The 7,277-nt window shown below is 68.4% G+C and carries 4 protein-coding genes and 4 pseudogenes; 3 read left to right on the top strand and 5 right to left on the bottom strand.

The window, feature by feature from the left end:
* Window positions 1-133 (bottom strand): annotated as a pseudogene (locus tag FNH09_RS17395) (ribokinase); the annotation flags it as partial.
* A gap of 89 nt (window positions 134-222) precedes the next feature.
* Window positions 223-600: pseudogene (locus FNH09_RS17390) on the bottom strand (substrate-binding domain-containing protein); the annotation flags it as partial.
* 373 nt (window positions 601-973) lie between these two features.
* Here FNH09_RS17390 and FNH09_RS17385 point away from each other — a divergent pair.
* On the top strand, window positions 974-1,885 hold the full coding sequence (locus FNH09_RS17385; protein WP_152888862.1) for a YceI family protein: 912 nt from the start codon (window positions 974-976) through the stop codon (window positions 1,883-1,885).
* A gap of 101 nt (window positions 1,886-1,986) precedes the next feature.
* Here the strand turns inward: FNH09_RS17385 and FNH09_RS17380 are convergent.
* A pseudogene (locus FNH09_RS17380) lies at window positions 1,987-2,739 on the bottom strand (AMP-binding protein); the annotation flags it as partial.
* Between the two features lie 215 nt (window positions 2,740-2,954).
* Window positions 2,955-4,229: an ArgE/DapE family deacylase gene (locus FNH09_RS17375; protein WP_152888858.1), complete on the bottom strand. Its 1,275-nt coding sequence runs from the start codon at window positions 4,227-4,229 to the stop codon at window positions 2,955-2,957.
* A gap of 429 nt (window positions 4,230-4,658) precedes the next feature.
* On the opposite strand from FNH09_RS17375, the gene FNH09_RS17370 reads away from it, so the two are divergent.
* A complete protein-coding gene (locus FNH09_RS17370; RefSeq protein ID WP_152888856.1) occupies window positions 4,659-5,033 on the top strand; it encodes a hypothetical protein in 375 nt (124 codons plus the stop codon).
* 212 nt (window positions 5,034-5,245) lie between these two features.
* Here FNH09_RS17370 and FNH09_RS17365 read toward each other — a convergent pair.
* Window positions 5,246-5,674, bottom strand: a pseudogene (locus tag FNH09_RS17365) (MFS transporter); the annotation flags it as partial.
* Between the two features lie 273 nt (window positions 5,675-5,947).
* On the opposite strand from FNH09_RS17365, the gene FNH09_RS17360 reads away from it, so the two are divergent.
* Entirely contained in the window at window positions 5,948-7,015 is a 1,068-nt protein-coding gene (locus FNH09_RS17360; protein ID WP_152888854.1) for a hypothetical protein, read from the top strand.
* The last annotated feature ends 262 nt before the right edge of the window (window positions 7,016-7,277 follow it).

Here is a 7,277-nt window from a genome sequence, read left to right as displayed (position 1 = left end):
TGGCGCCCTTGCCGCCGGGATGGACGGCCAGGTCGGAGCCGAGCACCGTCTCGCCGGCGTCCGGCCGACGCTCGACGCCGATCACCAGGTCGGCGTTGGCGGACCCCACGACCAGGAGGTCGTAGTCGTACATGAGAAGCACCTTCCCCAAATGGGTTCTGCCGGGGGCGAGGGGCCCCGTCTCGCGGTACCCCCTCGCCCGGCCCGGCTCGAGCTGCGGTGTCAGCCGTGGAAGCCGGCCACGTTCTGCTTCGTGACCACCTTCACCGGCACCTTCACCATGTCGACGACCTACTTGCCCTAGACGGCCTTGAGCGCGTTGTCCACGGCGATCCTGCCGAGCTGGCTGGGCTGCTGGGTAACGGAGGCGTAGAGCGTGCCGCCCTTCACGGCGTTCAGACCGTCAGGGGTGCCGTCGAAGCCCATGACCTGGACGGACGTGCCGACCTTGGAGCCGAGGGCCTTGATCGCGCCGAGCGCCATCTCGTCGTTGGCCGCGATGACGCCCTGGACGTCGGGGTGGGCCTGGAGGAGGTTGGACATCACGTCGAGGCCCTTGGTGCGGTCGAAGTCGGCCTGCTGCTGCGCGACACGACCAGGGCAGGAAGAGGTGCCCGAAGGGACAGCGGAATCCGCCTTTGACGGGACACAGTCCCCCACATGCCCCGCATCCCGCACCTCGCGCAAGCGGCCTGGGGAAGTACAGAGAGGAAAGCGTGAGAGCCTGGCCCGACCGCGGACGACACCGAAGTCGCCACTGGCCCTCGCCGCCCTGCGCGTCGAATGCCGATGCCTGTCCCTGTCTCCCCCCTTCCTGGCGTCCCCCGCTCGGCCGCAGGCACCCGTGGCTGACGCCCGTTCCATCTGATCATCGGTAGGCCGGCCCCGAATGCCTGACACACTCTCACCTCCACCATCGAACCGGCGTCGGACGTAGGAGAGTTGACGGCCCCCTCCATTGAAAGGCAGCTCCATGGCGCTTGCCCTGCTACACCGTTGGCGACCGAAGAACACAGGCGCTGCACGAGCGGGTTTCTCCATGCCCCTGCCGTCCGGCGCGGGCGGTATCCTGCGCGAGGTCGTCGACCCGATGGGCTCGCCGATCGCGGCGGCGGACGTCGCCGTCACCGCCCTCGACACACATCGCGTAGCGGCCCGGGGCACGACCGACCCCTATGGCTTCTTCCTCGCGACGCTGCCACCTGGCCGGTACAGCCTCCGGGTCTCGGTGGACGGACTGCAGCCTCATGGCGAGACGCTGGAGATCGAGGCAGGGGTGGTGGCCGACGAACGCGTCTGGCTGCACCCGGCCGAGAACCTTCAACTGCCGACACCGGGCACCTGGCTCTTCGATCCGCCCCACACGGCCATCCGCTTCATCGCCAAGCATGTCGGCATGGGCCACGTCCACGGCCGGTTCGAGCGCTTCGAGGGCGCAATCCGGATCGCACCCGACATGACACAGTCCAGCGTGCAGGTCCGCATCGACGCATCAAGCATCAACACCGGCAACAACACACGGGACAACCACCTGCGGTCCGCGGACTTCCTGTACGTCGAGGAATTCCCGTTCATCGACTTCACCAGCACGCGTTTCTCCTACCGCGGCGGAAGCAAATGGGTCCTCCAGGGCTCGCTGACGATGCACGGCGTGAGCCGCTCGATGTCCCTGGAGACCACCTACCTCGGAACCGTCAACGGCGGCTACGGCCAAGAGCTGCGCTGCGCCGCCCTGGCAAAGGGCGAACTGCACCGCGAGGACTACACCCTGAACTGGCGGTCGATGCTGGCCCGCGGCATCGCGGTGGTCGGGCCCACGGTGCAGCTCGAACTGGACGTCCAGGCCATGCACCGCACTCATGACACTCCCACGCCACCCGAGTAGCACGTCCCTCCAGGACTCGGGAACGGAAGGAGAGACAGCCCTCCGTACTGCGCACGGACCCGCCGCCCGTCACGGTTCGTCGACAGGGAAGAGGCTTCTCACGGCCGGTGGCCGGAACGGACTCGGCTGCGGATGGCGGCGATCTCCATCATCCAGCCGAACAGTCGCGTCGCCGCCTTGTCGCCCTTCTTGGGGGGAAACGCCGGCTTCCAGCGGGCGATGCCTGTGTCCGTCTCGAACATGAGGTTGCCGTGCGAGAGGACGCAGGCCTCGGGGCAGTCCGTGGTGCCCGAGGTGTAGATGACGGTGGCGGTCGACTCGGGGGTGACCGCCTCCCGGTGCCGGTGCACCACCTCGTCGTCGAGATGGGCGCCCGCCTGGTACAGGTCCCGGACGCAGCCGGTGTCGAGCCGCCACAGTTGGCGCAGTCGTGGCAGCCGGGTGAGGTTGGTGGCGATGGTCATCGCGTGGTTCCCGTGCTCCACGATCGCCGTCGACACTTCGGCGTCGTACAGCATCCAGAAGCACTCCTCGGCCGAGGAGGTCGGGTGGATCGGCACGCCCTGGGCACCGATCGACCACAACGCGAAGTTCAGGAGTGTCCACTCATAGCCGCTGCGGGACATGACGGCGACCCGGTCGCCGGGGTGAACACTCAGGGCCAGCAGCCCCTTGGCGAGGGCGAGTACCTCGTCGCGGAACTCCGCGGAGGTCACGTCCTGCCACTGTCCCTGCTCGTCCTTGCGGCCGAGCGCGATCTGCCCCGGGTCTTCCTCCGCGGACCGGAAGACGACGTCGGCCAGGCCGCCGACCGGCGGTGCCGACGCCGACGGAAGAGTGGTGAACTCGCGCAAACCGCACTCCCCGACTCTGCGACGCTCTGCACAGCGCCGTGAACGCTACCTCACCGAATTCTCCGGCGTTGCCTGCTGGTTGTCCTCCGGGCAGAGCTGGTGGGGCGGCGCGGCACCCGGGGGCACACCGGACGCGGAGCTGCCGGGGTGAGCCGGAGCCACTGGACCGGACCGGCAGCCGTGTCGGCGCGGCGCCCCCTCCCCCGCGTGCGGGACTACCTCGTGCCCACGATACGCAGCGAGGCCAGGATCAGTGCGCGAGTGACGGTCAGGACATCGGCGAGACACACCTGCTCCTGGGGCCCGTGCGCCCAGCGGACTTCACCGGGCCCGTACTGGAGCGTGGGGATGCCGTGTCCGGCGTACAGGCGCAGGTCGCTGCCGTAGGGCGCACCCTGTTCCCTGGGCGGCCTGCCGCCGGTGATGTCGGCGTGGGCGCGACCGACCTGGGCTGCCAGGGGGTGGCCGTCCGGCATGCGTCCGCTGGCGAACTGGCCGCCGGGCCAGGTCACCGTGGCCGGGTGGGCGCGCAGCCAGGGGTCGTCGGCGCAGGCGCGGGCGATGCAGTCCTCCAGTTCCTTGCGGGCGCGGGCCGTGTCCTCGTCGAGCCGGACTCCCAGTCGTCCCTCGGCCACGAGGAGGTCGGGGACGCTGCTGGCCCAGTCGCCGGCGTGGATCGTTCCTACGGACAGCGGGTAGGGAACGGGGTAGGCGGCCATCAGCGGGTGGGGGTCGGTGTTGCGGGTGGTTTCCAGGCGGGCCAGAGCGTGGTGGAGCGGCAGGTAGGCGTCGAGGGCGCTGACGCCTGCGTAGCGGGTACTGCCGTGGGTCGCCTGGCCCGGGACTTCGATGCGGAAGGTCAGGGCGCCTGCGTTCGCCGTCATCAGCGCGCCGCCGGTCGGTTCGGCGATGACGCATGCGTCCGCGGTGTGACCGCGGCGGAGCGTGCCGAACGCGCCGAGTCCGCCGTCCTCTTCACTGACCACGAAGTGCGCCGCGAGACGGCCGCGCAGACGCACCCCGCTGGAGCGGATGGCTGTCATGGCCGCGAGCACGGCCGCCAGACCGGCCTTCATGTCACAAGCGCCACGACCGTGGACGATGTCACCGGTGACCCGGGGCACGAACGGGTCGCCCACCCACCGTGCCCGGTCGCCCGGAGGAACGACGTCGACATGGCCCTGCAGGGCGAGTACCGGTCCGTCACCGCCGTCGCGGGTGCTGCCCACCAGCCCCCAGGCCTCGTCCCGCGGCACCTCGGCGCCCGGGTAATCAGGGTCCGCACGCAGTTCTTGCAGGTCCATGGACCACAAGTCGGTTTCGAGATCGAGCCGCTGGAAGTGACGGGCCAGCATGTGCTGCAGCTCGGACTCAGCGGCACTTCCTGTCACACTCGGCACAGCGAGCAGTTCCAGCAGCGTCCGGCCGAGGGCGGCCTCGTCCACGGCGGCCAGCGCGGCGGCTTCGGCGGCGTTCAGGGACACGGTCATCGCAGTACGGCTCCCGGCAGGTCGGCGTCAGGCCGTTCCAGAGCCTAGCCTCGCCGTTTCAGTTGGGGCGATGAGGCGTCGCTGAGGGACAACTGCCGGGTGACCGACGCGATTTCGGTGCTCGGACATGGCGGAGTCCCGGCGCGGTGGTCGGCCCGGGACCGGACGCTCCATCGGCGGGGGCGCGGGAGGGGGTGTTCTTGACGGGGAGGTCTGTATGACTTTGCAAATCGTGGGTGCTCTCTGTGTCGCCATCGCCATCGTGGGAGGAGGACTGAAGATCAACGAGGTGGAAGTGCCACGCCTCTCACCACGACGCATGACCGCACTGGTCTTCGCCGGACTCCTCTTCCTCGGCGCAGGACTCCTGGCCGACCGGACAACAGACCGTGCCCCCTCGGCAGCATCTCAACCCACCGCGTCGACACGATGAACATCGCGGGCGTCGACCACCTCGCCAACGACACGGAAGGAGGCGTCATGACGGACGAAATCGGACCGTTCCGGGGCATGTGGGATGCCTGGGACGAAGCACACGACGAGATCACCCGTAAGCCGCTGTCCCATTTCCGCCGCGCCGCGGACATCCAGTTCGACGAACTGGAGGGACACCTTGCAGCCGGCGATCGAGAGGCCGCCGCCCGTGAAGTCGCGGACATCATCAGCATCGCGATCAATACGATGCGCTGGCTCGGACACACACCGGAGGAAATCGCGGAGATCACCCGGAGCCGGGCTGAACTCCGGATGAAGGGGCAGGCCTCCAGCATCCTGATCAAGTACATGGACCAGTACGGCATCTGATCAACAGCGGGGGCACACGGACCTGCCCCACACGGCCCCGAGCACCCGGCCCACGAACAGCCGCGCCCGCCGGGCCGACGTCACCGCCACGTCCACCTGTAGGAGCGTCCGAACCGAGTGGGATACGACGCGGCATGATCTCCTACTCCCACTCCCCCACCTTGCTGCTCAAGCACCAATCGCCGGATCCCGTGCTGCGGTCGCCAGCGGCGTCACGTCAGTTGGCCGAGTGCGCCACGAGTGCTGTCAGGACCGGCCGCGGCGGGCAGGTCGTCCTCGGACGATTCCCGCTGCCGCACCGGTGCTGTGCGTCCTGCTACGACCAGGTGGTGCGGGAAGCCGATCCGCAGTACGGCCGCGGAGACCGCCGCCGCGAGGACTACGAGAGCGGCCGGCAACAGCGCCCGGTGGTAGCCATGGTGGAGGAACGGCGCGACGGCCAGCGGGCCGAGGATCTGGCCGACCGAGTATCCGGCGGTCAGCAGGGCGACCGAGCGGGGGAACCGCAGATGGGCTCCGGCGGCCAGGGCGAGCGTGCTGACGCCGAAGGACATGGCGCCGAACAGCACCGCCGATCCGAGGGCCGCAGCCGTACCGCCGACCAGTGCGGGCAGGGCGATGCCGGTCGCCTGTGCCCGAAGGTGCAGCCCATGACGAAGAGGGGGCAACCTCGCACCGCGTCGAGTGGAACGCCGGCCAGATTCCGCATATTTAACAGTTAAGTAGAAAGAAAGCCGGGCCGCCCCGTCCGCCGGCCGAACGCGCGGCCGCATCTGCGGTGACTCCGGCATCGACCGCTCGCTCGTCGCCGCCACGATCGCGGCAGAACCATTCCGTCCGACCGCTCCTGCACCCACACCCACACGCATCACATGGCCCCCCGTTGACCTGGATCCCCGTCAAGGAAACCGCCGATGTCGCTATTTGACATGAATTCTTTCACTCTCATTCCGCAAGATGAGATAGGGAGAAGCCGTCTCGTCTTCAACGAGGCGGTGAGCTGCGACGATTTCCTCGACAAGTGCCATCTCCTTGACGCCGCCGCAGCGGGAACCACCGGGACCAAGTGGATTGTCCGTGGGCTGGTCAAGGATCCGATGTCGGCGGCTGAGATCGGCGACGCGCTCGGCTTTGACGGTCCCGTGGAAGTGACCTCCCTCCCGACGTCCACCGAGTTCGGCACGGGCTCCTTCCTGCGGGTGGCCCGCTGCGCATCCGACCGCATTCCGTCCCCCGCACATCAGCACCAGACGCTGGAACGGATCCGCAAGGTCTACGCATACGGCAAGTCGCTGAACGAACGGTTCCACGAAGAAACCGATGCGCTGCTGGACAAGGCCGCCGACGCAGGTCTCCGCATCGTCTGCAACGACCCGAGGAACGAGTGGGGAAGGAACGCGGTCGACGCCGAGGTCTTCACCCGCCTGATCACCAACCTCTTCCACTACGACGAAGAGACGGCGACGCGCATGCTTCGCGGACAGGGCTACTCACCCCTCGGCCACTGCCTCTTCTCGCTCAACGACGCCGACGGCACCCCTCTCTGCTTCTTCGTGATCGCCGAGTGGCCGTGGGGATTCGAGGCCACCTATACGATGATCGACGCCAGATGCACCGGACCGGCACCGCGCATGGGGGCCGCCAGAGTCTTGATGATCCTGGCAGGTGCGCTGTTCACGAGCCGCCACGGCAACGACGCACTGGTGTACGGCGAAGCCGATTACTTGAACATGCGCCCCTACGTCCGGTCCGGTTACGACTCGCAGCCCCCGGAGATACTCGGTGGACCGCATCCAGTGCACACGAACATCGCCTGGGCAGACAGTCCCGTAGGCCCCTTCGGTGACGATTCGGGCGCATCGGTCACCCGGCCGCCCAGATTCGGCGAGACCGAATACACCAGCTATACGGTGGGTCGCCTCGATCCCGAGAGAGTCGCGCCTTTCATCGGGCGAGCTTTCGAGCTCCTGGACGTCAGATGACCGCGCGGCAGGCTCCCGCGAAGGTCTCGCATCAGCAGCTGTGACGCGTATGCACGGACTGTGTCGCAGTGACGTGGACTGTGCCGCGACGTGCGCTCACGCGTTCGCCGACACCCGGTCCACGCTGCGCCGTCGAGGCACGCCCGAGGGTTCAAGGGCCGCTCCCTCGCCACTGCGGATGCCGCTCGGGCCGGCATCCGGCAGCAAAGGGCGCAGGCCGGTGGACGGTCAGCATCTTCACCGCGCCATGGCGGGGTTCCCC

Origin of the sequence: Streptomyces adustus (assembly GCF_009377175.1) — a bacterium.
Taxonomy (GTDB): Bacteria; Actinomycetota; Actinomycetes; order Streptomycetales; family Streptomycetaceae; genus Streptomyces; species Streptomyces adustus.
The sequence above is the reverse complement of the archived record's forward strand: the minus strand, read 5'-3'. Positions and strand labels throughout refer to the sequence as shown.

Coding starts and splice junctions, on each gene's coding strand:
- FNH09_RS17385 (WP_152888862.1), top strand. CDS start 974: ATGGCGCTTGCCCTGCTACACCGTTGGCGACCGAAGAACACAGGCGCT.
- FNH09_RS17375 (WP_152888858.1), bottom strand. CDS start 4,229: ATGACCGTGTCCCTGAACGCCGCCGAAGCCGCCGCGCTGGCCGCCGTG.
- FNH09_RS17370 (WP_152888856.1), top strand. CDS start 4,659: ATGAACATCGCGGGCGTCGACCACCTCGCCAACGACACGGAAGGAGGC.
- FNH09_RS17360 (WP_152888854.1), top strand. CDS start 5,948: ATGTCGCTATTTGACATGAATTCTTTCACTCTCATTCCGCAAGATGAG.